This window comes from Pseudoalteromonas rubra (assembly GCF_000967655.1).
GTDB lineage: Bacteria > Pseudomonadota > Gammaproteobacteria > Enterobacterales > Alteromonadaceae > Pseudoalteromonas > Pseudoalteromonas rubra_A.
The window spans coordinates 1-23539 of record NZ_JXYA01000015.1; the positions used below are offsets into that span (position 1 = coordinate 1).

Annotated in this window: 22 protein-coding genes and 1 pseudogene; 16 read left to right on the forward strand and 7 right to left on the reverse strand. The window is 50.8% G+C overall.

Annotation, left to right across the window (positions count from 1 at the left end):
• Nucleotides 1-1147 (reverse strand): annotated as a pseudogene (locus tag TW77_RS07105) (signal recognition particle-docking protein FtsY); the annotation flags it as partial.
• 285 nt (nucleotides 1148-1432) lie between these two features.
• Here TW77_RS07105 and rsmD point away from each other — a divergent pair.
• From rsmD to TW77_RS07170, 13 genes are all read left to right on the forward strand, one after another.
• Entirely contained in the window at nucleotides 1433-2011 is a 579-nt protein-coding gene (gene rsmD / locus TW77_RS07110) for a 16S rRNA (guanine(966)-N(2))-methyltransferase RsmD (RefSeq protein ID WP_046004286.1), read from the forward strand.
• A 230-nt stretch (nucleotides 2012-2241) separates the two neighbouring features.
• Complete coding sequence (rpsU, locus tag TW77_RS07115; protein WP_010362466.1) at nucleotides 2242-2457, forward strand: 30S ribosomal protein S21; 216 nt, start codon at nucleotides 2242-2244, stop codon at nucleotides 2455-2457.
• Nucleotides 2458-2475: 18 nt separating this feature from the next.
• A complete protein-coding gene (locus TW77_RS07120; RefSeq protein WP_046004287.1) occupies nucleotides 2476-2922 on the forward strand; it encodes a GatB/YqeY domain-containing protein in 447 nt (148 codons plus the stop codon).
• Nucleotides 2923-2995: 73 nt separating this feature from the next.
• Nucleotides 2996-4753, forward strand: a complete 1758-nt coding sequence (dnaG, locus tag TW77_RS07125) for a DNA primase (protein WP_046004288.1) — start codon at nucleotides 2996-2998, stop codon at nucleotides 4751-4753.
• A gap of 103 nt (nucleotides 4754-4856) precedes the next feature.
• Nucleotides 4857-6701: an RNA polymerase sigma factor RpoD gene (gene rpoD / locus TW77_RS07130; RefSeq protein WP_046004289.1), complete on the forward strand. Its 1845-nt coding sequence runs from the start codon at nucleotides 4857-4859 to the stop codon at nucleotides 6699-6701.
• A 91-nt stretch (nucleotides 6702-6792) separates the two neighbouring features.
• Nucleotides 6793-7665 carry a 50S ribosomal protein L11 methyltransferase gene (prmA, locus tag TW77_RS07135; RefSeq protein ID WP_046004290.1) on the forward strand — a complete coding sequence of 291 codons (873 nt, stop codon included), beginning with the start codon at nucleotides 6793-6795 and terminating at the stop codon, nucleotides 7663-7665.
• A 242-nt stretch (nucleotides 7666-7907) separates the two neighbouring features.
• Nucleotides 7908-8879, forward strand: coding sequence for a tRNA dihydrouridine synthase DusB (gene dusB, locus TW77_RS07140; protein WP_082078864.1), 972 nt, complete (start codon nucleotides 7908-7910; stop codon nucleotides 8877-8879).
• A gap of 15 nt (nucleotides 8880-8894) precedes the next feature.
• A complete protein-coding gene (gene fis / locus TW77_RS07145) occupies nucleotides 8895-9185 on the forward strand; it encodes a DNA-binding transcriptional regulator Fis (RefSeq protein WP_010374122.1) in 291 nt (96 codons plus the stop codon).
• A gap of 239 nt (nucleotides 9186-9424) precedes the next feature.
• The gene (purH, locus tag TW77_RS07150; RefSeq protein WP_046004291.1) at nucleotides 9425-11011 is read left to right on the forward strand and encodes a bifunctional phosphoribosylaminoimidazolecarboxamide formyltransferase/IMP cyclohydrolase; all 1587 of its coding nucleotides are present in this window, start codon (nucleotides 9425-9427) and stop codon (nucleotides 11009-11011) included.
• Between the two features lie 103 nt (nucleotides 11012-11114).
• A complete protein-coding gene (locus TW77_RS07155) occupies nucleotides 11115-11939 on the forward strand; it encodes a class I SAM-dependent methyltransferase (protein ID WP_046004292.1) in 825 nt (274 codons plus the stop codon).
• Between the two features lie 15 nt (nucleotides 11940-11954).
• Nucleotides 11955-13238 carry a phosphoribosylamine--glycine ligase gene (gene purD / locus TW77_RS07160; RefSeq protein ID WP_046004293.1) on the forward strand — a complete coding sequence of 428 codons (1284 nt, stop codon included), beginning with the start codon at nucleotides 11955-11957 and terminating at the stop codon, nucleotides 13236-13238.
• A 175-nt stretch (nucleotides 13239-13413) separates the two neighbouring features.
• Nucleotides 13414-13848, forward strand: a complete 435-nt coding sequence (locus tag TW77_RS07165; RefSeq protein ID WP_046004294.1) for a hypothetical protein — start codon at nucleotides 13414-13416, stop codon at nucleotides 13846-13848.
• An 84-nt stretch (nucleotides 13849-13932) separates the two neighbouring features.
• Complete coding sequence (locus tag TW77_RS07170) at nucleotides 13933-14760, forward strand: DUF2797 domain-containing protein (protein ID WP_046004295.1); 828 nt, start codon at nucleotides 13933-13935, stop codon at nucleotides 14758-14760.
• A gap of 17 nt (nucleotides 14761-14777) precedes the next feature.
• Here TW77_RS07170 and TW77_RS07175 read toward each other — a convergent pair whose 3' ends face one another.
• On the reverse strand, nucleotides 14778-17327 hold the full coding sequence (locus TW77_RS07175; protein WP_046004296.1) for an EAL domain-containing protein: 2550 nt from the start codon (nucleotides 17325-17327) through the stop codon (nucleotides 14778-14780).
• A 76-nt stretch (nucleotides 17328-17403) separates the two neighbouring features.
• On the opposite strand from TW77_RS07175, the gene TW77_RS07180 reads away from it, so the two are divergent.
• Entirely contained in the window at nucleotides 17404-17697 is a 294-nt protein-coding gene (locus TW77_RS07180; RefSeq protein WP_046004297.1) for a hypothetical protein, read from the forward strand.
• Nucleotides 17698-17715: 18 nt separating this feature from the next.
• Here the strand turns inward: TW77_RS07180 and TW77_RS07185 are convergent, their stop codons facing one another.
• The 5 genes from TW77_RS07185 to TW77_RS25630 form a co-directional block, all read right to left on the reverse strand.
• A complete protein-coding gene (locus tag TW77_RS07185) occupies nucleotides 17716-18633 on the reverse strand; it encodes a histone deacetylase family protein (RefSeq protein ID WP_046004298.1) in 918 nt (305 codons plus the stop codon).
• An 86-nt stretch (nucleotides 18634-18719) separates the two neighbouring features.
• Nucleotides 18720-20300, reverse strand: a complete 1581-nt coding sequence (locus tag TW77_RS07190; protein ID WP_046004299.1) for a serine hydrolase — start codon at nucleotides 20298-20300, stop codon at nucleotides 18720-18722.
• Between the two features lie 15 nt (nucleotides 20301-20315).
• A complete protein-coding gene (locus tag TW77_RS07195; RefSeq protein WP_046004300.1) occupies nucleotides 20316-20816 on the reverse strand; it encodes a gamma-glutamylcyclotransferase family protein in 501 nt (166 codons plus the stop codon).
• A gap of 14 nt (nucleotides 20817-20830) precedes the next feature.
• Nucleotides 20831-21457, reverse strand: coding sequence for a LysE family transporter (locus tag TW77_RS07200; RefSeq protein ID WP_046004301.1), 627 nt, complete (start codon nucleotides 21455-21457; stop codon nucleotides 20831-20833).
• Entirely contained in the window at nucleotides 21438-22235 is a 798-nt protein-coding gene (locus TW77_RS25630; RefSeq protein ID WP_046004302.1) for a hypothetical protein, read from the reverse strand. The genes TW77_RS07200 and TW77_RS25630 overlap by 20 nt, the downstream gene beginning before the upstream one ends.
• A 147-nt stretch (nucleotides 22236-22382) precedes the next feature.
• Between TW77_RS25630 and TW77_RS07210 the strand changes: the two genes are divergently transcribed.
• Nucleotides 22383-22715, forward strand: a complete 333-nt coding sequence (locus TW77_RS07210; protein ID WP_046004303.1) for a 5-carboxymethyl-2-hydroxymuconate Delta-isomerase — start codon at nucleotides 22383-22385, stop codon at nucleotides 22713-22715.
• An 82-nt stretch (nucleotides 22716-22797) separates the two neighbouring features.
• On the forward strand, nucleotides 22798-23508 hold the full coding sequence (locus TW77_RS07215) for a pseudouridine synthase (RefSeq protein ID WP_046004304.1): 711 nt from the start codon (nucleotides 22798-22800) through the stop codon (nucleotides 23506-23508).
• Nucleotides 23509-23539: the final 31 nt, after the last annotated feature.

Sequence of the window (23539 nt, forward strand, 5' to 3'; positions counted from 1 at the left end):
GCTCTGCCTTTTCTTTGGCCAGACGCTCGGCTTCTTCACGCTCTGCCTGCTCTTTTGCCAGACGCTCGGCTTCTTCACGTGCTGCTTGCTCTTTGGCCAAACGCTCGGCTTCTTCACGCTCTGCCTTTTCTTTGGCCAAACGCTCGGCTTCTTCACGCTCTGCCTGCTCTTTTGCCAGACGCTCGGCTTCTTCCCGTGCAGCTTGCTCTTTGGCTAAACGCTCAGCTTCTTCACGTGCTGCCTGCTCTTTGGCTAAACGCTCTGCTTGCTCTTTGGCTAAACGTGCAGCTTCTTCACGTGCTGCCTGCTCTTTGGCTAAACGCTCAGCTTCTTCACGCTCTGCTTGCTCTTTGGCTAAACGTGCGGCTTCTTCACGCTCGGCCTGTTCTTTGGCTAAACGTTCGGCTTCTTCACGCTCGGCCTGTTCTTTGGCTAAACGCGCGGCTTCTTCACGTACTGCCTGCTCTTTGGCTAAACGTGCGGTTTCTTCACGTTCAGCCTGCTCTTTGGCTAAACGCCCGGCTTCTTCGCGTTCTGCCTGCTCTTTGGCTACACGTTCGGCTTCTTCGCGTCCTGCCTGCTCTTTGGCTACACGCGCGGCTTCTTCACGTTCTGCCTGCTCTTTGGCTAAACGCTCGGCTTCTTCACGTTCTGCCTGCTCTTTAGCTAAACGCTCGGCTTCTTCACGCTCTGCTTGCTCTTTGGCTAAACGCGCGGCTTCTTCACGTTCTGCCTGTTCTTTGGCTAAACGTGCTGCTTCTTCACGTGCTGCCTGCTCTTTTGCCAAACGCTCGGTTTCTTCACGTGCTGCCTGCTCTTTGGCTAAACGCTCCGCTTCTTCACGCTCTGCCTGCGCTTTGGCTACACGCTCGGCTTCTTCACGTCCTGCTTGCTCTTTGGCTAAACGCGCGGCTTCTTCACGCTCTGCCTGCTCTTTGGCTAAACGCGCTGCTTCTTCACGCTCGGCCTGCTCTTTTGCTAAACGCTCGGCTTCTTCACGCTCTGCCTGCTCTTTTGCTAAACGCTCGGCTTCTTCACGCTTCGCCTGTTCCTCGGCTAAGCGAGCGGCTTCTCGTTCAGCTTCTTGCTGTTTTTTATCTGACTTTCCGAACCCTAACCAGGATAGAATTTTGCTCTTTTTACCCATAACTCGCTAAATACCGTTTTAGTGTGCAATCAAATTAGTGAGAACTTATTGGCGCAGATGATCCATGCGCACAGGCGCTGTGGTGGAAGACCTGACAGGCCATGTACATGGCTGATAACAAGCTCTGTCATTATTGCCCGACAGTGTACCATGTTCCAATAGGATGAAAAATCACAGCTTAATGATATCTGCGCGGATCGCACCCAGGCGCAGCAATAAACCTTGCTCCACCTTACCCTGAATGCGGTATACTGGAAGCTGTCATTTGCGTGTAGTGGGTAAAAAATGAGAAAGCAGCAGTCAAAAAAGCCGGTATCCGGGCATATTCGTTTGATCAGTGGTCGATTTCGCGGGCGTAAGTTGCCCGTTAAAGATGTTGAAGGGCTCAGACCAACCACCGACAGAGTAAAGGAAACCGTGTTCAACTGGCTGATGCAGGATGTCAGAGATGCCAAGGTACTGGACTGCTTTGCCGGTTCCGGCAGCCTTGGCTTTGAGGCCTTGTCACGGTTTGCCCACAGTGGTGTGTTTTTTGAATTTGACAAACAGGTAGCGCAGCAGCTGCAAGACAATATCGCAACGCTTAAATTAGACAATGCCCAGGTCGAGCAAGGCGATACCTTAGCTAAACTGGCTGTTCAGGCTCCCCAGCAATTCGACTTAGTGTTTGTTGACCCGCCATTTCGGCGCGATATGGTGCAAACCAGCTGTACGTTACTTGAGGCCAATCAATGGCTCAGCGAAGACGCCCTGATTTATGTCGAGTTTGAACGCGAAAATACCCCAGAATTCCCTGCAAACTGGACCCTATTAAAAGAAAAACTCGCCGGGCAAGTGTGCTGCCGACTCTATCAACGCGCTTAATGGTCACCGTACAGCAAGGCTAAATAGCTGAAATAATGGGCAGTTTAGTATAAATGCTCGCGCCCGGTCGCGCATCTGGTCTCGAGCATGACAGTTGCGGTAATTTTAACTATAATTTGGTCTTTACATGCGGTGATGCTTCGGCTTACAATACCGCACCATTTTTGAACCAATTGACCGTTTTTTGGTCGGTTAGAGCAAAGCTCACTAATTAGGTAGGTGAATTTTTAATGCCAGTAATTAAAGTAAGAGAGAACGAACCGTTTGACGTAGCACTTCGTCGTTTCAAGCGTTCATGTGAAAAAGCAGGTATCCTTTCAGAAGTTCGTCGTCGCGAGCACTATGAAAAGCCAACAGCTGAGCGTAAGCGTAAGAAAGCGGCTGCTGTTAAGCGTCACATGAAAAAGCTTTCTCGCGAAAACGCACGTCGCGTTAAATTATACTAATCGCTGCGAGTCTTGCATATGAGCCTGTTAGCTACGTTAAAAGACGCGCAAAAAGCAGCAATGAAAGCCAAAGACAAACCTCGTCTTACCGCTATTCGTGCTGCCCTTGCTGAAGTTAAGCAACGAGAAATCGACAACCAAACGACACTGGACGACGCAGGTATTACCTCCGTTTTAGTGAAGCTGGTAAAGCAACGCCGCGATTCTTATACTCAGTATAAAGACGCTGGCCGCGAAGACTTAGCCGACGTAGAAGCTGGTGAGATCACTGTGCTGGAGTCCTTCTTACCTCAACCTTTGAGTGAAGAAGAGATAGCAACATTGATCGATTCTGCAATTGCCGATACCGGCGCCGCTGGCATGCAGGACATGGGCAAAGTAATGGGCGTGATTAAAGCAAAAGCTGAAGGTCGCGCTGATATGGGTAAAGTTTCAGGTTTAATCAAACAGAAACTTAGCGCATAAGCCCCGCATCAAGTATGATTATGAGTAAACCGAGCCTAGCGCTCGGTTTCTTCGTCTAAGCGATAGGGTAAAAATGGCAGGAAAAATTCCAAGACAATTTATCGACGACTTGTTGGCCAGAACCGACATCGTTGAATTAATCGATAACCGTATCGGTCTGAAAAAAGCCGGCAAAGATTATCAGGCCTGCTGCCCTTTTCATAACGAGAAATCCCCCTCTTTCACCGTCTCTCGTGACAAGCAGTTTTACCACTGTTTTGGCTGTGGTGCTAACGGCAACGCGATTTCATTTTTAATGGAATACGACAAGCTGGAATTTGTCGACGCCATCGAAGAACTGGCCGGTCAATTCAGCCTGGAGATCCCCAGAGAACAAGGCCTCGGCGGGCCACAACGTAGCTTTGAAGAAAAAAAATCCGACTACGATCTGATGCAGCAAACCGCGCGCTTTTATCAGCAGCGACTTAATCAGCATCAGAAATCCGCAGAGGTTAAAGCCTATATTGCTGGGCGTGGTTTATCCCAGCAAACCATAGATAAATTTCAAATGGGCTTTGCGCCGCCCGAGTGGGATCAGTTGATCCGCACGCTGGCGCGCAACCCGGCGCAACGCCAGCAGTTGGTTGAATTGAAACTGGCAACAGAAAAATCACCGGGCCGTCAGTTCGACTTTTTCCGCGACCGACTGATGTTCCCAATTCGCGATAAGCGCGGTCGGGTGATCGCCTTCGGTGGCCGAGTCATGGGGCAAGATCAGGGCCCTAAATATCTCAACTCGCCGGAAACTAGAATTTTCCATAAGAGCTTTGAGCTATACGGCTTCTATGAAGCCAAACAGGCTCACCGCCAGCTGGCGCAAGTGTTGATAGTCGAAGGTTATATGGATGTTGTAGCCCTCAGTGAGTATGGCATCGATTATGCGGTTGCTGCACTGGGTACAGCCACCACAGCAGAACATATGCAGACCTTGTTCCGTAACACCGATCAGGTTATTTGTTGTTATGATGGCGACCGGGCCGGTAAAGATGCCGCCTGGCGCGCGCTGGAGCACGCCCTGCCCAATCTGAAAGACGGCAAATCACTGCGCTTTGTGTTTCTGCCTGATGGTGAAGACCCGGATTCCTTAGTACAAAAAGAAGGCAAAGACGCGTTTGAGCAGCGACTAAAAGACGCCGAAGACTATAGTAAAGTGCTGTTTTCCCGGCTGTCGGAACAATGCGACTTAACCACGGATGCCGGCAAAGCCAAACTGCTCAGTGAGGCACTGCCGCTGATCGAAAAAGTGCCCAGCGAATATTATCAGGAGTCGTTGCTAAGCACGCTAGCACGCCTGATCGGCCGTACCCGAGAGCAACTGAGTGCCAAACTGGCAACGCCGCGAAAGCAGCATACCATTGAGCGTAAGTTTAAAGTCACGCCCATGCGTCGAGCCATTGGTCTGCTGTTGCAGCACCCGAGCCTGGCATCGGTGGTAGAGCATCTACCTGAGCTGGCTGAGCTACCCTTACCGGGTATGCGCCTGTTCCTGACATTACAGGCCACCTGTTTATCTCGACCCGATTACACCACGGCGCACATCCTTGAAGCATTCAGGGATACGCCTGAATATTCGGCCCTGAACAAGCTGGCAACCTGGCAGCATAATATAGATGAAGAAAAGCTCATCGATGAATTTAAAAATACTTTTCAGTTTATTGAAGATCAGTGTTTAAATTTGCGCCTTGAGACCTTATTAATAAAAGACAAAACCGAGGGCTTAAACAGCGATGAACGGCTTGAATGCGCACTCCTGACTCAAGCGTTAGGTGCGCGAAGAACTGGTCAAAAATAATTTTTGCTGTTATAATGTTCTATTCACTGCGTCAACCAAAATAGTGTGGTTTTTAGCTGACGCCCGTTGTAACAACTTTATCAGAGTGGAAGCAATAATCTCTATGGATCAAACTCCTCAGTCACAACTCAAACTTCTGATTCAGAAAGGTAAAGAGCAAGGTTACTTAACTTTTGCAGAAGTTAACGATCACCTTCCACAAGACATCATAGATTCGGATCAAGTAGAAGATATCATTAGCATGATCAATGATATGGGTATCCAGGTAGCAGAGTCTGCACCGGATGCCGATGAACTGATGATGCAGGAAACCACGACCGACGAGGATGCAGCCGAAGCCGCGGCTGCCGCATTGGCAACGGTAGAAAAAGAGATCGGCAGAACCACAGACCCAGTGCGCATGTATATGCGTGAAATGGGTACGGTTGAGCTGCTGACGCGCGAAGGTGAAATTCAGATCGCCAAACGCATCGAAGAGGGAATTAATCAGGTACAGATCTCGGTTGCCGAGTACCCTGAAGCCATTACTTACTTGCTTGAACAATGGGACAAATACGAAGCCGAAGAGATGCGCCTGAGCGACATCGTCTCTGGTTTCTTCGACTCGTTAGAAGACGATGAAGCCCCTATTTCAGCGACTCACATTGGTTCTGAGCTCAGTGAAGAAGACCTCGACGATGAAGACGATGATGGCGATGAAGACGACGATGATTCGGACGACGCAGATACGGGTCCGGATCCTGAAATTGCGCGCGAGCACTTCGAAGAATTAAGAACCCTTTACATCAATGCACGTAAGTGTTTTGAAGTAAAAGGCCGTGCACACCCGGATTCACAAGCAGCGATTGCCGAAATCGGCGAGCTGTTCCGTAAATTTAAACTTGTGCCAAAACAGTTTGACCGCATGGTTAACAACATGCGTGACATGATGGACCGCGTTCGTGTTCAGGAACGTATCATCATGAAGCAAGCGGTACAGATTGCAAAGCTACCGAAGAAAACCTTCATCAAGCACTTTGCAAACAATGAAACGGATATGGCCTGGGTCGATGCTGAAATTGCAGCAGGTGATAAGCACTCTGCAAAATTAGCTGAAGTAAAACCAGAAATCGAACGTTGTGTGAACAAGCTGAGCGCCATCGAAGAAAGCACAGGCCTGAGCATTGAGCGTATTAAAGACATCAACCGTCGTATGAGCATTGGTGAAGCCAAGGCCCGCCGTGCGAAGAAAGAAATGGTTGAAGCCAACTTACGTCTGGTTATTTCAATTGCGAAAAAGTACACCAACCGTGGCCTGCAATTCCTGGATCTGATCCAGGAAGGTAACATTGGCCTGATGAAAGCCGTTGATAAATTCGAATACCGCCGTGGTTATAAGTTCTCGACTTATGCAACCTGGTGGATCCGTCAGGCTATCACCCGCTCTATCGCTGACCAGGCACGTACTATCCGTATTCCGGTGCACATGATTGAGACGATCAATAAGTTGAATCGTATCTCTCGTCAGATGCTACAGGAAATGGGTCGTGAGCCAAGCCCGGAAGAGCTGGCTGAGCGCATGATGATGCCAGAAGACAAGATCCGTAAAGTGCTGAAAATTGCCAAAGAGCCAATCTCCATGGAGACGCCAATCGGTGATGATGAAGATTCGCATCTGGGTGATTTCATCGAAGACACCACGATTGAATCGCCGGTGGATTCAGCGACAATGGAAAGCCTGCGCGGCGCGACCAACGAAGTACTTGCTGGCCTGACGGCCCGTGAAGCCAAAGTACTGCGTATGCGTTTTGGTATCGACATGAATACCGACCACACGCTGGAAGAAGTGGGTAAACAGTTTGACGTAACCCGTGAGCGTATTCGTCAGATTGAAGCAAAGGCTTTGCGTAAGCTGCGCCATCCATCACGCTCTGACTTACTGAAGAGCTTCCTGGATGTGAAAGGCTAAGCGCCCATTCAAAATCATCAAAGGCCGCATTTGCGGCCTTTTTAGTTTACTCTGGGATCGATAGACCCGAATTATAAATAGGTAACAACTTATGGCTTGGATCCAGATCCGCATTGATGCCGACAAAAACAGCGCCGACCATTACAGCGATCTGCTGATGGAGATCGGCTGCCCGTCTGTCACATATATCGACGGACAAAACAACCCCATCTATGAGCCTAAGCCCGGTGAAGTGCTGCTTTGGCCACAAACCATAGTGATTGGCTTGTTTGAGGCCAACCACGATATGCAGGCGGTTGTAGACTATCTGAAGACCGCCAGTGATGCCCCACTTAAATACAAGCTGGAGCAGCTCGAAGACAAAGACTGGGAACGCGAGTGGATGGATAACTTCCACCCGATCAAATTTGGTGAGCGTTTGTGGATCTGCCCCAGCTGGCGTGACGTACCCGATCCGGATGCCGTCAATGTATTACTCGATCCAGGACTGGCTTTCGGCACGGGCACCCATGCCACCACAGCACTGTGCCTGAAATGGCTGGAACAGCAAGACTTGAGCGGTAAAACCGTGGTCGACTTTGGCTGCGGCTCCGGGATCCTGGGGATCGCGGCGATCAAACTGGGCGCAGAGCGGGTGATCGGTATCGACATCGATCCACAAGCACTGGTTGCCAGTCGCGATAATGCCGCGCGCAATGGCGTGGCCGACCAATTAGAAGTGTACCTACCTGAGAATCAGCCGGAGTTTTCTGCTGACATAGTCGTAGCCAATATTCTGGCACAGCCGCTCAGAGAGTTGCATGAGGTGATCCTCGGTTTCCTTAAACCAGGCGGCGAAATCGCCATGTCGGGCATACTGGAAGAACAGGCGCAGTCGGTAGCCGATGTCTACGCCCCTTTCCTGACACTTGAGGCCATTGCTCAGGAGGGTGAATGGACCCGAGTGAGCGGCAAAAAAGGTTAGTGCCTTATCACGCGTAAAGCCCTTAATTAACAGGCTTTACGCATTTTTTACAGTCCCTTCTTGCTCGCTTTGAAATGACAAACGGTTAAATTTAAAACAATTCTGACCTTCAGTCAGTTTGTTATAAAAAGTCAACCCGTCAAGCTCAAAAAAAAAGCACTTATGTTCAATTTATAGCCTTTGATTTTTGCAAAAAAAACCGTAAACTTAGCGCCCCTTGAAAAGAGGCGGATTGAACAGCAGTGCGTATTGGTCCTTACCAACTTGAAAACAACTTAATGGTCGCGCCAATGGCGGGGATCACCGACAGACCTTTCAGACAATTGTGTCGGCGCTTAGGGGCCGGACTGGCGGTGTCAGAAATGTTGTCTTCAAATCCAAAGGTATGGAAAACCGATAAATCAATGAACCGCATGGATCACAGCGGTGAGTCGGGTATTCGTTCCGTGCAAATCGCCGGAGCAGATCCTGAGTTGATGGCGCAGGCGGCGCAGTTCAATGTCAGTAATGGCGCGCAGATCATAGATATTAATATGGGCTGCCCCGCGAAGAAAGTGAATAAAAAGCTGGCAGGCTCAGCGCTATTGCAATACCCGGAACTGGTGGAAGAGATAGTTCAGGCTGTGGTCAACGCAGTCGATGTCCCGGTCACTTTGAAAATCCGCACAGGATGGGATCCGGAAAATCGCAATGGCATTGAGATTGCTCGCATTGCCGAGCGTAATGGCATTGCTTCTTTGGCCGTACATGGGCGCACCCGTGCATGTATGTATAAAGGCAACGCCGAATATGCCACGATCAAAGCGATCAAAGCAGCGGTTGGCATTCCTGTAGTGGCAAACGGAGACATCGACTCTCCACAAAAGGCCAAACAGGTACTGGATTATACGGGCGCAGATGCCATCATGATTGGTCGAGCTGCCCAAGGTCGTCCCTGGATTTTCCGGGAGATAGACCATTACTTGCGTACTGGAGAAACGCTTGCAGCCCCGGAGTTATCCGAGGTACGCAGCATTTTGATGGAACACCTGGTGAATCTCCATCATTTCTACGGTATGCCAATGGGTGTACGCATCGCACGCAAACATGTGTCCTGGTATTTGCAGGCCCATGACCAAGATGGTCAATTTAGGCGAGTATTCAATGCTCTGGACGATGCCAATGCGCAGGTCGAGACATTAGAACACTATTTTGAAACACTAGCAGCTAACTAAGAAAGAGACATAAAGATGTTCGAACAAAATGTGACTTCTCCATTTATCACTAACGCTCATGTTCAGTCACAAGAGAAACCGCAACCACTTCGCGATGCAGTGAAAAAAGCTGTACACCACTACCTAAAACAGCTTAACGGTCAGGACGTACAAGACGTTTATGAGTTGGTTCTTTCTGAGCTTGAAGCACCACTACTTGAAGAAGTAATGACTTACACACGTGGTAACCAAACTCGTGCTGCCATCTTACTGGGTATCAACCGTGGTACACTGCGTAAGAAACTGAAAAAGTACGGCATGAACTAATCGCTTCCTGTCTACATTGAAAAAAGCACCTTAGGGTGCTTTTTTTGTTTCCCTACTTGCTCGCAGATTGTTGCCGCAAACAAAACACTTACCAGCCATTAAACAAGGACAGCGAAAAGCAACCTTTGTTTTTCTCAATCTCACTCACGCATTTTCAATCGTTTTCTGAGCCAAGTTAAGCTAAAATACAGCCCTTCTAAGCTAGCCCTTAACTTATCATTGAGGAAACCTGAACCATCATGGATATACATCGTCCAATTCGTCGCGCGCTGCTGAGCGTGTCTGACAAAACCGGTATCGTTGAATTTGCCCGCGCCCTGAGCGAGCAAGGCGTTGAACTCTTATCAACAGGCGGCACCTGTAAACTTATCGCCGAAAATGGCATTCCTGTTACTGAAGTATCTGACCACACTGGTCACCCGGAGATCATGGACGGCCGGGTCAAAACCCTACACCCGAAAATCCACGGTGGTATTCTGGCCCGTCGCGGTCAGGACGAAGGCGTGATGGCAGACAACAACATCTCAGCCATTGATATGGTGGTAGTCAACTTATACCCCTTTGCACAAACTGTTGCAAAAGCTGACTGCTCACTGGAAGATGCGATTGAGAACATCGACATCGGCGGCCCGACTATGGTGCGCGCTGCGGCGAAAAACCATAAAGATGTGACCATCGTTGTGAATGCAGCCGACTATGACCGTGTTATCAACGAGATGAAAGCGAATAATGGTTCAACTGAATACAAAACGCGCTTTGATCTGGCCATCGCAGCCTATGAGCACACCGCACAGTACGACGGTATGATAGCAAACTACTTCGGTAAAATGGTCCCGGACTACACCGAAGAAGCCGCTGAAGAAAGTAAATTTCCACGCACCATCAATATGCAGTTCACCAAGAAGCAGGATATGCGCTACGGTGAAAACTCGCATCAGGACGCAGCCTTCTACGTTGAGAACGACATTGAAGAAGCCTCAGTGGCGACTGCGAAACAAATTCAGGGTAAAGCACTGTCTTACAACAACATCGCAGATACCGATGCGGCCCTTGAATGTGTCAAGAGCTTCTCAGAGCCTGCCTGTGTGATAGTCAAGCATGCCAACCCGTGTGGCGTAGCAGAAGATAAAGACATCCTGAGCGCCTATGACCGCGCATTCAAAACCGATCCGACCTCAGCATTTGGTGGCATTATTGCCTTCAACCGTGAGCTGGACGCAGATACGGCAGAAGCCATCATCTCACGTCAGTTCGTTGAGGTGATCATTGCGCCTAAGATCTCTGATGCGGCGGCACAAATTGTCGCAGCGAAAAAGAACGTGCGTTTACTGGAATGTGGTGAATGGCAAACGGCAACAACCGGTGTCGACATCAAGCGTGTCAATGGTGGCGTTCTAATTCAGGACCGTGACCAGGGCATGGTGCAGGCGAACGACCTGAAAGTCGTGTCTAAGCGCCAGCCAACCGAGCAGGAGCTCAAAGATCTGATGTTCTGCTGGAAAGTCGCTAAGTTCGTTAAATCCAATGCCATTGTGTATGCCCGCGATGGCATGACCATAGGTGTGGGCGCCGGCCAGATGAGCCGCGTGTACTCTGCGAAAATTGCCGGTATCAAAGCCGCCGATGAAAACCTCGAAGTCAAAGGCTCTGTGATGGCCTCCGATGCCTTCTTCCCGTTCCGCGATGGCATCGATGCCGCAGCCGAAGCCGGGATCACTGCGGTGATCCAGCCTGGCGGCTCAATGCGCGATGAAGAAGTCATTGCCGCCGCCGACGAAGCGGGCATGGCCATGGTCTTCACCGGCATGCGTCACTTCCGTCACTAATCGATGAGCGCGAAACCTTCACCGTTTCGCGCTTTTTGTTTGCGCTAATTTCCAGTATTGTGAGTCAAAGACAATCACAATAATGACAGTGAAGGAACTGACTATGAAATTTGCCATTAAATCTATCATCGCAGCAGGTATTCTGACCGCCCTGAGTGGCTGTAACAGCACCACAGACAGCGGCGCATCCAGCGAGATCACCTCGGCGGTTGCCAGCGCAGAACGCAAAACGGATAACCGTGCACGTGACCAGTATCGTAACCCAGAGCAAACCCTGGCGTTTTTTGGCTTACAGCCAAATATGACGGTAGTTGAAATTGCCCCGGGTGGCGGCTGGTACAGTGAAATTCTGGCACCCGTTGTTAAAGGCCAGGGCACACTCTACGCAGCACATTTCCCGGCGAACAGTGAAGGTTACTTCAAGCGCTCACTGGATGGCTTTAAACAGAAAGTGGCAGACGATGCACGCTTCAGTGAAGTCAAGATCACCGAGTTTGCACCTGGCACGCACACCAATATTGCACCTGCGGGCAGCGCCGATATGGTTCTGACTTTCCGTAACGTGCACAACTGGTATATGCGCCAGGGTGACGAAGGTGTGCTGTCGGCATTTCAGTCATTTAACAAAGCACTGAAGCCTGGTGGCATTCTGGGTGTGGTAGAGCACCGCTTACCTGAGCACCGCGATGATAAAGACCAGCAACGTTCTGGTTATATGAAGCAAAGCTACGTCATCGACCTCGCTAAACAGGCTGGATTCGAATTAGTTGCAAGCAGTGAAATCAACGCCAACCCGTTGGACAGTGCCAACCACCCGAAAGGCGTGTGGACTTTACCACCACGTTTAGCTCTGGGTGACGAAAAGGCCGAGCAGTACAAGGCCATCGGGGAAAGCGATCGAATGACCCTGAAATTCAAAAAGCTTTAATAGGAATCAATTGCCATGAATATACTCGTCATTGGCAGCGGCGGCCGTGAACACGCTCTGGCGTTCAAGGCTGCACAAAACCCATCTGTAAAAACGGTCTTTGTTGCCCCGGGTAACGCAGGCACGGCGCTTGAGCCAAAATTGCAAAATGTCGCCATTGGTGTGGAAGACATAGATGCACTATTGGCTTTTGCCAAAGAAAACAAAGTTGAGTTGACCATTGTTGGCCCTGAGGCGCCACTGGTGATCGGCGTAGTAGACCGCTTCCGTGAAGCTGGCCTGGCTATTTTCGGTCCGACCCAGGGCGCCGCTCAGCTGGAAGGCTCTAAGTCTTTTACTAAGGACTTTTTAGCACGCCATCAGATCCCGACGGCAGCCTATCAGACCTTTGAAGAAATTGAGCCTGCGCTGGCTTACGTGAAAGCACAAGGCGCACCCATCGTAGTAAAAGCAGATGGTCTGGCTGCCGGTAAAGGCGTGATCGTGGCAATGACCGAAGCCGAAGCCGAAGAGGCCATTCGCGATATGCTGGCCGGTAATGCATTTGGTGACGCCGGTAGCCGCGTGGTGATTGAGGAGTTCCTTGAAGGTGAGGAAGCCTCGTTCATCGTGATGGTTGATGGTAAGAACGTATTGCCATTCGCCACCAGTCAGGACCACAAGCGTGCTTACAATGGCGATGAAGGCCCGAACACAGGTGGCATGGGTGCCTACTCTCCTGCCCCGGTTGTGACCGCAGATATCCACCAGCGTATTATGGATGAAGTGATCACCCCGACCGTGGAAGGTATGGCAGCTGAAGGCCATCCTTACACCGGCTTTTTGTATGCTGGCCTGATGATTGCCGCAGACGGTACACCGAAAGTGATTGAGTACAACTGTCGCTTTGGTGATCCTGAAACGCAACCTATCATGCTACGTTTGCAATCAGATCTGGTTACCCTGATTGAAGCGGCAAACCGTCAGGAGCTGGACCAGACTGACATTCAGTTTGATCCTCGCGCCGCTGTGGGTGTGGTGCTGGCAGCTAAGGGCTATCCTGGCAGCTATCCAAAAGGCGATGCCATCTCTGGACTGCGTGTTGCTTACCCGGAAGGTGAAAAAGTTTTCCATGCAGGCACCAAGCAAGACGGTGACGCTGTGGTTACCGCAGGCGGTCGTGTATTGTGTGCCACGGCTTTAGGTCACACAGTAACAGAAGCACAAAAGCGCGCGTATGCGCTGGTGCAGGAGATAAACTGGGACGGTGTTGAATTCCGTACCGATATCGCCTATCGCGCCATTGCTCGCGAGCAATAAGTACGACTTATACAGCGGCTCAGTATTACGCTGGGCCGCTGCCTCATCAATCTCTGACCAGCCAATACGTTATAATTTGTAAACTGCCGCACTTATCTGTTGTATATTTAGGCACTTGCCTCTACCCTAGCCCCAGAATAACACCCCATAAACAACAATAATGAAAGGAAGATCTATGAAATCGCGTAGTTTATTGCCTATATTGGCCTGCCTGACACTGTCCACTCACGCTTTAGCAGACAACTCGCTCACAGTCGGCACAGGCTACCAATACGGCGGAGTGTTGGGCGCACAGTACAGCGTCAATAATGGCAAAAATCGCTTTTTTGGCTCACTGGGTCTGTTTGGTGCTGCCCTCGGTTATCAACGCATTATTGGTCAGAGCAATCACCACACTGTGGGTGCTATGTTCGGCTCTGAGGTCTTGACCAGCGAGAAAGGCTTTGTCTCAGTCACTTACAATTACTATACGCAGGGTGTTAACAATAGTGGTTGGGTATTTGGATTGAGTGCCGGGGCCAGAAGAGAAGACAGTGGCAGTTTTTTTGCCGCAACGGAGGATTCAGAAACCGAGGGCTATGCCTGGTTTAATGTGGGCTACCAGTTTTAATAAAGCCTCCCCGACGATTACGCTTCACCTCTTAAACCGGCTTTGTTAGGATCGCCGTTTAACATCATCTTTAGGGGCGTAAAGATGCAAGGTACACTGCGTAAAATGCAGGCGACACTGGGCACAGCTCAGGGCGCGTCTGTTCAATATCACCTGCCGTTGGGTGATGAACTATTGCCACTCAATGAATTAATTGGCAAACCCATTACCCTGACTTTCAGTGGTAATATCTTCTGCTGTAACTGTGGTAAAAAAACCAAGAAAAGTTACTCTCAGGGCCACTGTTTTGTGTGCATGAAAAAGCTGGCCAGCTGCGACATGTGCATCATGAAACCTGAAACCTGCCACTATGATCAGGGCACCTGCCGTGAACCTGAGTGGGGTGAAACCCACTGTATGATCCCGCATTATGTCTATCTGGCGAATACCTCAGGACTCAAGGTTGGCATTACTCGCCACACTCAGATCCCAACCCGCTGGATAGATCAAGGTGCTACACAGGCAGTGCCTATTTTCAAGGTCCAGACCCGTTTACAGTCTGGTTTAGTGGAAGTGGCATTGGCACAGTTTATTGCCGATAAAACCAACTGGCGCAATATGCTTAAAGGCATTAACCCTGAACTGGACCTCAAAGCATCCGCAGCAGAGCTTATTCCACAGATCCAGGCTAAGCTGGATGAACTGGCGGAGCTGTTTGGTGCCACGGCGATTGAGCGCCTGGATGAAGAAGTGGTCGACCTGACCTTCCCGGTTACCAGCTATCCGAGCAAGATCAGCTCCTTTAACTTTGATAAGGAGCCGGTGGTCAGTGGTATATTGCAAGGCATTAAAGGTCAGTATCTGATCTTTGATACCGGGGTTATCAATATCCGTAAGTTCACCTCTTACGAAGTCTCGGTCAGCCTCGACTAGATGACACTGACGGGCGCTTAGCGCCCGCCTGCCAGACGCTGCAGCGGGGCAGCTTCAAGCCCCCGCTGTGAGCGATAAAAATTCAGCCAGTCAGACTGAGGTAATGGGCGGCAATAATGATAGCCCTGCATGGTATGGCACCCCAGCTTTTGCAAAAACTTTTGCTGCACGGATTTTTCGACCCCTTCCGCCACCACATGTAGATTAAGCGCCTTAGCCATTGCCACAATCGCCGTGACAATCTCGCTGTTACCATATTCATCGGGAATTTTAGCGATAAAGCTGGCATCGATTTTTAGAATATCAATGGGCAGCTTGGTCAGATAACTCAGCGCCGAATAGCCCGTGCCAAAATCGTCCAGCGCAATCGAGACGCCCAGATTCTTAAGTTTCTTGAGCAGCACCTTGGCATCGTGCAAGTTACTGACAAAGCTGGTTTCGGTCAGCTCCAGCTCCACATAACGACCGTCCAGGTTATGCTGTTCCAGCGCTTTGGCCATGGTCATTACCAGATCGCCCTGGCTAAGATGGCTGGCCGAAATATTAATGGCAATGCGGCGTATATCCAGTCCCTCTTTCAGCCATTGTGCCATTTGTCGGCAGGCTTCGTTGATCACCCACTGATCGACCTTCACAATCAATCCCAGTTCTTCGGCCAGCGGGATAAACTGAGCTGGCGAGATGGTGCCCAGGTTGGGATCTTGCCAGCGCAGCAAACATTCTACACTCATGATCCGGCCACTGGTCAGACAGCGCAGTGGTTGATAATGCAGTTCAAATTCGCCCCCTTCCAGTGCACTTTGAAAGCGGCTTAGCATCGACAGTCGCTCTAATGAGCGGGCGTTCATCGAGGCTTTATACAACTGAAATGAATTACGCCCCAACTCTTTGGAGCGATACATGGCAACATCCGCATGTTTGAGCAAGCTTTCACTGTCAAGGCCGTCCTCCGGATAGATGGCTGCCCCCAGCGATGCTGTGGCCGCGACATTCAGCTCCCCCAGCGCAAAGGGCACGCTGAGCTCACTGAGCACCTGATCGGCAAAGCTGACCACGTCGTCCATCTGCTCCACTTCGGTGAGCAGCACCACAAACTCATCGCCGCCGAGCCGCGCAAGCGTATCGCCCGGCTTAAGGATGGCCTTGATCCGCTCACTTACCTGACTGAGCAGCTTATCCCCGGCACTGTGACCTAAGGTGTCATTGACCTCTTTAAAACGGTCCAGGTCAATGAACATCACGCTGAGCTTATGCTTATCTCGCTGCGCCGAGGCCAGTGCCATAGACAATCTGTCGTAGAACAGGCGGCGATTGGGCAGTCCGGTTAATTCATCAAAATAGGCCAGCCGGGCAATTTTTTCCTCGGCATTTTTACGTTCGGTAATGTCGCTAAAAATGGCCGCATAAAGCACATCATCGCTATAGGGTTCATTGATCTCAATAATGGTCAGCCATTCAACATAGACTTCGCCATTTTTACGCTTATTGCAGATCTCCCCCTGCCAGACGCCTTTATGGCGCAACTCCTTCCACATGCGCTCGTAGTAATCCTGGCCATGCACACCTGAGCTAAGAATACTGGGGTTTTTACCCAGTACCTCATAATCCTGATAGCCCGTTAACGCGCTAAATGCAGGGTTGATCTGGATGATCTCGCCATTGGCGCGGGTGATCATAATGCCGTCGAGTGACGCGTCGATGATCCGGTTCGCCAGATAGAGATTTTTTTCTGATTTTTGCAGTGCCAGGTCTCGCTGTGCAAGGACTTTTTCCAGCTCGCTACAATAGGCCGTTTCAATTTCTGTCAGCACATTTTTTAGCGCCAGTAGGCCCATCACCGCATCTGAACCGGGTTCGCGGATCACCAGATGGCGAATGGAGCGGGCCGTCATCAGGCGGTAAGCATCAAACAGGCTGTCTTTGGGTGTCATGGACTCCATGGGATAACTGGCCAGCTCCCAGCAGGGCATACGCCAGTCCTGGTTGAGGATCACATAAGCCACATCCCGCTGTGTGATAATGCCGTATTCAGCCAGCGCTTGATTGTACACCAGTACCGCTGTGGTTCTGTCTCGGCGCATCGCATGAATGGCTTCGGAAATACAGGCCTCAGCATCTAAGGTGCTGATCTGAGATTCGAAATGATCTTCAATAGGCCGAAAGTGCAGGTAATGGTCCAATCCCTGATTGCGCACAATATCAGACAGAGACACAACCCCCTGCGGCTGATTATGGGCATCTTTCACCAGCAGATGGCGGATCCCCAATTGATGAAACTTGATGGTGGCTTCACTGAGCGTTTGGTTGATTAGAATATCATGCACCGGCGCATTCATGATGTTGCCAATGGCGGTCTGTGCCAGACCACTGTGTTCAAAGTCCAGACTCACGCAGTCGGATTCCGTCCAGATCCCGACAATTTTACCGTCCTGCTCAATAAATATTGAACTGACTCGCCGCTCTCGCATCAGACTCAGCGCGTCGTATAAACGCGTGGTGTAGTCACAACACAATAGGTTGTGAGAGTAAACATCTTTAATTTGCAGTTGACGTGTATCGCCCATCATAAGCACAGCCTCGCTTTCAGCCAATCTAATCGAGTATAATGGAGACAATTTAAACAACCTTGACCAAGAACAAATAATGACAATAAAGTCCTACCCGTTCCTATTATGGTTAGACCAAAGTCTCGCTTATGTCCGCAGTGAAGATGAACTAACTGAAATGTGCCATTATGCGGGCCCTGACGAGGGGATCTGCATCTATTCTGACGGCCGTTATCTAACCCGCTCAGGGCAAGCGGTAACGCCCTTGCCGGCCGATGCACTCACCCGTTTAGTGCAACAAACCTTAGTGCAGGAAGGCCAGTGTTGTGTCTCCAAACTCAGTGAATGTAGCGTAGAGGATGCTTTTAAGCTGTTAGAGGATATTCGCTGAAGAGCAACCTCAAGGTGTCTAGGCTTCTGCCAGCGCGCGGATATGGCATTCCACACTACGGCCAAGCGATGACAAGTCGTAACCGCCTTCAAGGTAGGAAATGATCCCCCTGCAAGATTGCGCTTTGGCCAGGGCGATCACTTGCTCGGTAAACCAGATATAATCCTGCTCAACAAAGCTCAGGCCCCCCATATCATCCTCCAGGTGGGCATCAAATCCGGCGCTGATAAAGATCAGCTGAGGAGCAAACACCTCGAGTCTGGGCAACCACTGTTGTTCAACCAGCGCCCGAAAGTCGCGTCCGTCACTGCCCGCAGGCAACGGGGAATTTAACACTGAGTCGGTATTCTCAATCGCCGTATTCGGATAAAAAGGGTATTGAAACAAAGAGCAGAACAGCACCTGAGGGTCGTCGCGGACGATATCCTGCGTGCCATTGCCATGATGAACATCTATGTCCAGCACCGCGATACGCTCCACCCCCTGTTGTTTCGCATAAGCGACCGCAATGGCCAGATTATTGAATACACAAAACCCCGACGAACTATGCTGGTTGGCATGATGACCGGGCGGGCGCACGGAACAAAAAGCCGCGTCCAGCTTACCTGCAAGCACCTCATCAACGGCCAAAAGCCCGGCTCCCACAGCGCGCTCAATGGCTTTCATGGAATCCGGACACAACCAGGTATCACCGTCCAGCTCAGCCAACCCAGACTCGGGCAATGCCTCAAATACACGATTGATATGTGCCTGGTCGTGTACCCGTGCGATGTCTTCTACTGTCGCCTTAGGTGCTGTTTTATACTCAATGGCCACATCCAGACCAGACGCCAGGATGCGATCGGAAATCGCGTCCAGCCGCTCTGGGCACTCCGGATGATCCGCAATCATTTTATGTCTACGACAAAGCGGGTGTGTGATCAGGGCCGTACGCATAGCAAAATCAATCCTTCGTTGAATGATAATCTGAGTGTATCAGAGCAACGTCAGAGCAGCTCTGATACTTTGGTGTAAGCTGAGACTTAGCTTTCGGGCAGCGGCTTCGCCCGCAGTTGCAGATTATGAAAATCAAAACTGAAGTCCGTGATATCCGGGTTCACCCAGGACATGCTGGCAGCTTCAACCTGTTGCGAGGGGGACAAAGTAAACTGGATATAAGCATCGGCTTCCAGCATAGGTTGCTGCCACTGAACGACAAAGGTATTGCCACTGTGATGCACCAGCTTCCCTTTCAGCATCGCTGTGTGGGTAAAGTCGATATGCAACTGGCCATCCAGCTCTTCGACAATCACCTCACCATACCAGGGGCTGATCAGAGTACCCGTATATACCTGATCGGCCAGCGCCGGTTGCGGGTTGTCGACTTTCACCACGCCTGCTTCGCGATAGGTCTCTGCGCGTTTGGCATAATAGCGCTCAGCGGTTTCTTTTACCCAGTCCCGCTCTGGCAGGCCCAGTGCGTCTTCAAACACTTCATTAATGATAGCGGTCAAAGCCGGGTAGACCTGCTGATTAGACAAGACCACCACGCCAAGCTCTTTGCCCGGTATCATGGCAACCTGAGAGACCATGCCCAGGATCCCGCCGCCGTGTCCCACTTTTTTATGACCAAAATAATCTTCAATGGCCCAGCCCAGGCCATAGCCCCTGAATTGTTGCTGGTAGTTTCTTTTGCCCTCACTGCTGGGCTTGCGCATAATGTGCGGCAGCCACATCTGGGCTTGCTGTGCGCCGCTGAATAAACGTTTACCATCAGGCGTTTGCCCCTGAGACAGCTGAGTGAGTAGCCAGCGGCTCATATCATTTGCGCTCGACGCAATCGCGCCGGCACCGCGAAAATCTTCCAGATAGTCGACGAAAAAGGGCGTCAGCTGCCCTTCCCAGTAAATACTGCCAGTCGCCCAGTTTTTATTCTGCTTAGGGATCCGGGCAAACCCGGCTTTGGATGTCTGCATACCCAGAGGCTTGAACATACGCTGCTCGACGAAAGTGCGCCAGTCCTGCCCTGTTACTCTGTGTACCACTTCGCCTGCGACCACAAACATCAGGTTGTTGTACGCATATTCGCTGCGAAAGCTGCTGTTTGTCGGTAAATGTGCAATCCCTTCGAGCAACTGATCTATGCTTTTATCCGTATCTGGCCAGATCATCAGATCGCCAGCACCTTTGCCCAGCCCACTGCGATGGCTCAGTAAATCCCGGATGGTCATTTCACGTGTGGCGTAGGGATCGGCCAGCCGAAACTCAGGGATATGTTTAATCACTTTATCATCCCAGCTCAACTTACCTTCATCCACCAGCATAGCCAGCGCCGTCGCCGTAAATGCCTTACTGTTAGAGGCAATACCGAACAGGGTATCTGCATCGACCTTATCCTGATGGTCAATATGGCGCACACCAAATCCCTTGCTCAGCACCACCTGGCCACGCTCGACCACGGCCAGTGCAATGCCCGGAATATGGAATGTCTCCATGGCCTCAGCCACCGCTCGCTCGACATCTGCAACATTCACGCCAGGCACTTGCTGCTGCGCCAATGCCGGGGTACTACTCACAGACAAGAACGCGGCTGCGATCAGGCCTTTGCCAAATTGGTACTTCATGTGTAATGCTCTTCCTTATTGATAAATAGACAGCTCCCGCCGGGTTCTGAGGTAATCCAGGTCCAGGATACACGGCTGCTGTGCAAGCAGCTGCTGATACGCTGCGGGAAATTGATGATGTTGAACGCCCCGCAGCACGTGCTCCAGATACCAGGAAAACGGCAGCAGGTCGTTATGAAGTTGTTGTGTGATATAGCAGTGCGCCACAGTTAAGGTGCCGCAGGCACGCACTACCTCGACGCGCTGGCGCTGATAACCTTCGCCTTCAATCTTATCCAGCTGCGCCATTTCTTGCTCAGTTAACGCATAGAGCACACCATGTACCTGCGCGTCTGCCCGGCTATCAGGTTCAATAGAACATTTGGCCGAGCCATCCTGGCCGAGGTGGCGAAAACCCAGTGTGTAGCCAGGTAAATGAGCCGTGCCCAGCAATTGAGCGTGTGGCAAACGCGCCTTCAGGCGCGCTGGGGTTAAATTTGAACCAAAGGCAAAATTCAGTAATGCTCTTGATGCCATGTCTTCTCCCAACGTTACAAAACCAACCTGAGCGCCAGCAGAAGCAAAATCACGCCGATCCCGCGATCAAACCAATGTCCGGCACGCTGAAAAAAGCGCCGAACCGCCGCTTTGCTCAGCACCAGTGACAGGGATGAAAACCATATCCAGGTGGCCAGCGCCATATACAATCCGTAGAAAAGTTGTACGGACTGCGGCGTGCCGGGATCAATTACCAAAGTAAACAGCGAGAGGAAAAACAAGGTGGCTTTTGGGTTCAAAGCATTGACCAAAAAGCCACGGCGCAGCGCTTTCATTCCACTCTCCTGAGTGAGCGGCTCTGCTTCTGCGGACTGTGGCGCGGTCGGTGCTGCGCTTGCGCGCAGTGCCTGGATCCCCATATAGGCCAGATAAGCCCCCGCCAGATATTTAAAGGCATTAAACAGCTCTGGTGATTGCGATAACACCAATGCGACGCCGAGCAGGCAATAGGTTACATGCACCAAAATCCCCAACCCGACCCCGGCGCTTGTCATCAGCGCGTTGCGCCGGCCGTGGCTAATACTTTGCTTGAGGACGATGGCAAAGTCGGGCCCGGGACTCGCGACGGCAAAAAAGTGTGCCAGCGCTATCAAAATAAACTCATCCAGGTAAGGCGACACGGCTGCGCTCCTCGAGTGCCAGTAAAACCGGGTCCGGGGACGATTTGATGATCCCCCGCAATTGCTTTTGGGCCTTCTTATACAAGCTTTTAAGGTGTGGTTTAAGGTGTTTTGCACCTTGGTATTGGGGCTTAAAATAGCACACCAGGGCATGTACAAACACCGTTTCAGCCTCACTGAGCGCGGCTTGCCGGTTAGCGTAGGCGTTATAACAGGAGCCGCACCCACCTCTGAAGTGATAGGCGCTGTTGCTTAACATCACTCCAAAGCCCATGAACACGGCCAGCACATCGGCTGCAACAGGCAAGTGTTCCTGACCTCCTGGCGGTAACTTACCTACCTGATGTATTAATATCATAGCCAGGGAGCCCGCTAAACTTGCAACCATATCCTGTGGCTGATTAATCTGGTTGGGGTTATACGACAACGCAATCGGCAATGCTGGCTGCTGTAGCACGGAAACATGTTCACCGCGTAGCCCCCCACTTAACGTAAAACTGGGGAAATTCTGCTGCATCGGCATTTGTTGAGGTGGCAGCAGTGCAATTGGCCAATGCTGCAACCCGGCATAATCACGCACCCGAGCAAAAACGGTGTGTGCCATCTGTTCTACGCTGCTAACCTGATCCGGGAAATCTTGCACGGTAGGCTCAACAATGCGTGTGTGTTTAAGAAAGAAATCCACATCAAAGTGCTCCACCGCCCAGCCAAACAATGCGATTAACTGCTGAGCCTGAGCCTCATCCAGTAGCGGTTTAGATTTAAATATCGCCAGCATACTATCCTGTTATCCGTATAACTGCCTGCCATACTCAAGGCGCCTGTCAGGAATGCCTGAATGCCTGATTGCCTGACTAATCACTTGGCAGTGCAAGAAAAGATTCATATCATATTGCCATCTTAGCGATAATTATCATGTGATACCATGCCTCATCTCATCATTGAACATTCAGAGAACCTGAATATACCGATTGCTCAACTGATTCAGGCTGTCCATCAGGGCGCAGAGCGCACCCAGCTGTTTGACCCAGCAACTATCAAAACCCGGGCCATTGCCTACGCCAATTATCAGTTGGGAGGGCCACATCAGGGCTTTATTCATGTACAGGCGCATATCATTGCAGGCCGCAGCCTGGCACAGAAGCAACTACTGAGCGACACCCTGTTGAATGCGCTGCACAGTGTGTGCGGTGACGAACCGCTAAATCTCAGTGTACATCCCTATGATCTGGAACCCGAGATCTACCGCAAGAACTAGCATATAATGTCGCGTTTCTGAGCTGATCTCAGCTCTCCCGCAGCAACCGGCGGGTCGCATCCAAATTAACAGAGTAACTACTATGAAATTCCCCTGCCGTTTAGATAAGTTTGTCAGCCACACCAGTGAGCTGCCACGCAGTAAAGTCAAAATTGGGATCAAAAAAGGTCTGGCCGTTGTCAACGGCGAACAAGTCAGCAAAGCCGACCATACGATCCAACAAAGTGATACAGTCGAATGGGAGGGAGTACAGCTGGTTTACCTGGGTAAACGTTACTATATGCTGAACAAACCGACCGGTTACGTGTGTGCCAATCAGGACGACCTGCACCCCACCGTTTTCGAGCTTTTAGACGAGCCCAACTTAAAAGATTTTCATGTTGCAGGGCGACTAGACTTAGATACCACCGGGCTGGTTTTGATTACCAATGACGGCGACTGGTCTCATCAAATTACCTCGCCGAAGAAACAAAAGTACAAAACTTATCTGGTTGAAACACAAGAAGCGCTCAGCGAAGAAGCCCTTGAGCAGCTGCGCCAGGGGGTGGCCCTGCACAACGAAAAAAACCTCACTCAGCCCGCCATAGCGGAGCAGCTGGATAAGTATGCACTGCGGTTATCCATTTGTGAGGGTAAGTATCATCAGGTAAAACGCATGCTGGCCGCGGTGGGTAATAAGGTTGTGGAGCTACACCGTGAGAACGTCGCAGGCATCGAACTGGATAGCCAACTGGCTGCCGGAGAGTACCGTTTACTCACTGAGGACGAAGTTAACATAATTAATGCAAGGTAAAACGCTGTCACCCCCTATAGTGAGGAAAAAT

Bases quoted from the DNA above. Each gene is read 5' to 3' on its own strand.
- rsmD (WP_046004286.1), top strand. From the start codon at position 1,433: ATGAGAAAGCAGCAGTCAAAAAAGCCGGTATCCGGGCATATTCGTTTG.
- rpsU (WP_010362466.1), top strand. From the start codon at position 2,242: ATGCCAGTAATTAAAGTAAGAGAGAACGAACCGTTTGACGTAGCACTT.
- TW77_RS07120 (WP_046004287.1), top strand. From the start codon at position 2,476: ATGAGCCTGTTAGCTACGTTAAAAGACGCGCAAAAAGCAGCAATGAAA.
- dnaG (WP_046004288.1), top strand. From the start codon at position 2,996: ATGGCAGGAAAAATTCCAAGACAATTTATCGACGACTTGTTGGCCAGA.
- rpoD (WP_046004289.1), top strand. From the start codon at position 4,857: ATGGATCAAACTCCTCAGTCACAACTCAAACTTCTGATTCAGAAAGGT.
- prmA (WP_046004290.1), top strand. From the start codon at position 6,793: ATGGCTTGGATCCAGATCCGCATTGATGCCGACAAAAACAGCGCCGAC.
- fis (WP_010374122.1), top strand. From the start codon at position 8,895: ATGTTCGAACAAAATGTGACTTCTCCATTTATCACTAACGCTCATGTT.
- purH (WP_046004291.1), top strand. From the start codon at position 9,425: ATGGATATACATCGTCCAATTCGTCGCGCGCTGCTGAGCGTGTCTGAC.
- TW77_RS07155 (WP_046004292.1), top strand. From the start codon at position 11,115: ATGAAATTTGCCATTAAATCTATCATCGCAGCAGGTATTCTGACCGCC.
- purD (WP_046004293.1), top strand. From the start codon at position 11,955: ATGAATATACTCGTCATTGGCAGCGGCGGCCGTGAACACGCTCTGGCG.
- TW77_RS07165 (WP_046004294.1), top strand. From the start codon at position 13,414: ATGAAATCGCGTAGTTTATTGCCTATATTGGCCTGCCTGACACTGTCC.
- TW77_RS07170 (WP_046004295.1), top strand. From the start codon at position 13,933: ATGCAAGGTACACTGCGTAAAATGCAGGCGACACTGGGCACAGCTCAG.
- TW77_RS07175 (WP_046004296.1), bottom strand. From the start codon at position 17,327: ATGATGGGCGATACACGTCAACTGCAAATTAAAGATGTTTACTCTCAC.
- TW77_RS07180 (WP_046004297.1), top strand. From the start codon at position 17,404: ATGACAATAAAGTCCTACCCGTTCCTATTATGGTTAGACCAAAGTCTC.
- TW77_RS07185 (WP_046004298.1), bottom strand. From the start codon at position 18,633: ATGCGTACGGCCCTGATCACACACCCGCTTTGTCGTAGACATAAAATG.
- TW77_RS07190 (WP_046004299.1), bottom strand. From the start codon at position 20,300: ATGAAGTACCAATTTGGCAAAGGCCTGATCGCAGCCGCGTTCTTGTCT.
- TW77_RS07195 (WP_046004300.1), bottom strand. From the start codon at position 20,816: ATGGCATCAAGAGCATTACTGAATTTTGCCTTTGGTTCAAATTTAACC.
- TW77_RS25630 (WP_046004302.1), bottom strand. From the start codon at position 22,235: ATGCTGGCGATATTTAAATCTAAACCGCTACTGGATGAGGCTCAGGCT.
- TW77_RS07210 (WP_046004303.1), top strand. From the start codon at position 22,383: ATGCCTCATCTCATCATTGAACATTCAGAGAACCTGAATATACCGATT.
- TW77_RS07215 (WP_046004304.1), top strand. From the start codon at position 22,798: ATGAAATTCCCCTGCCGTTTAGATAAGTTTGTCAGCCACACCAGTGAG.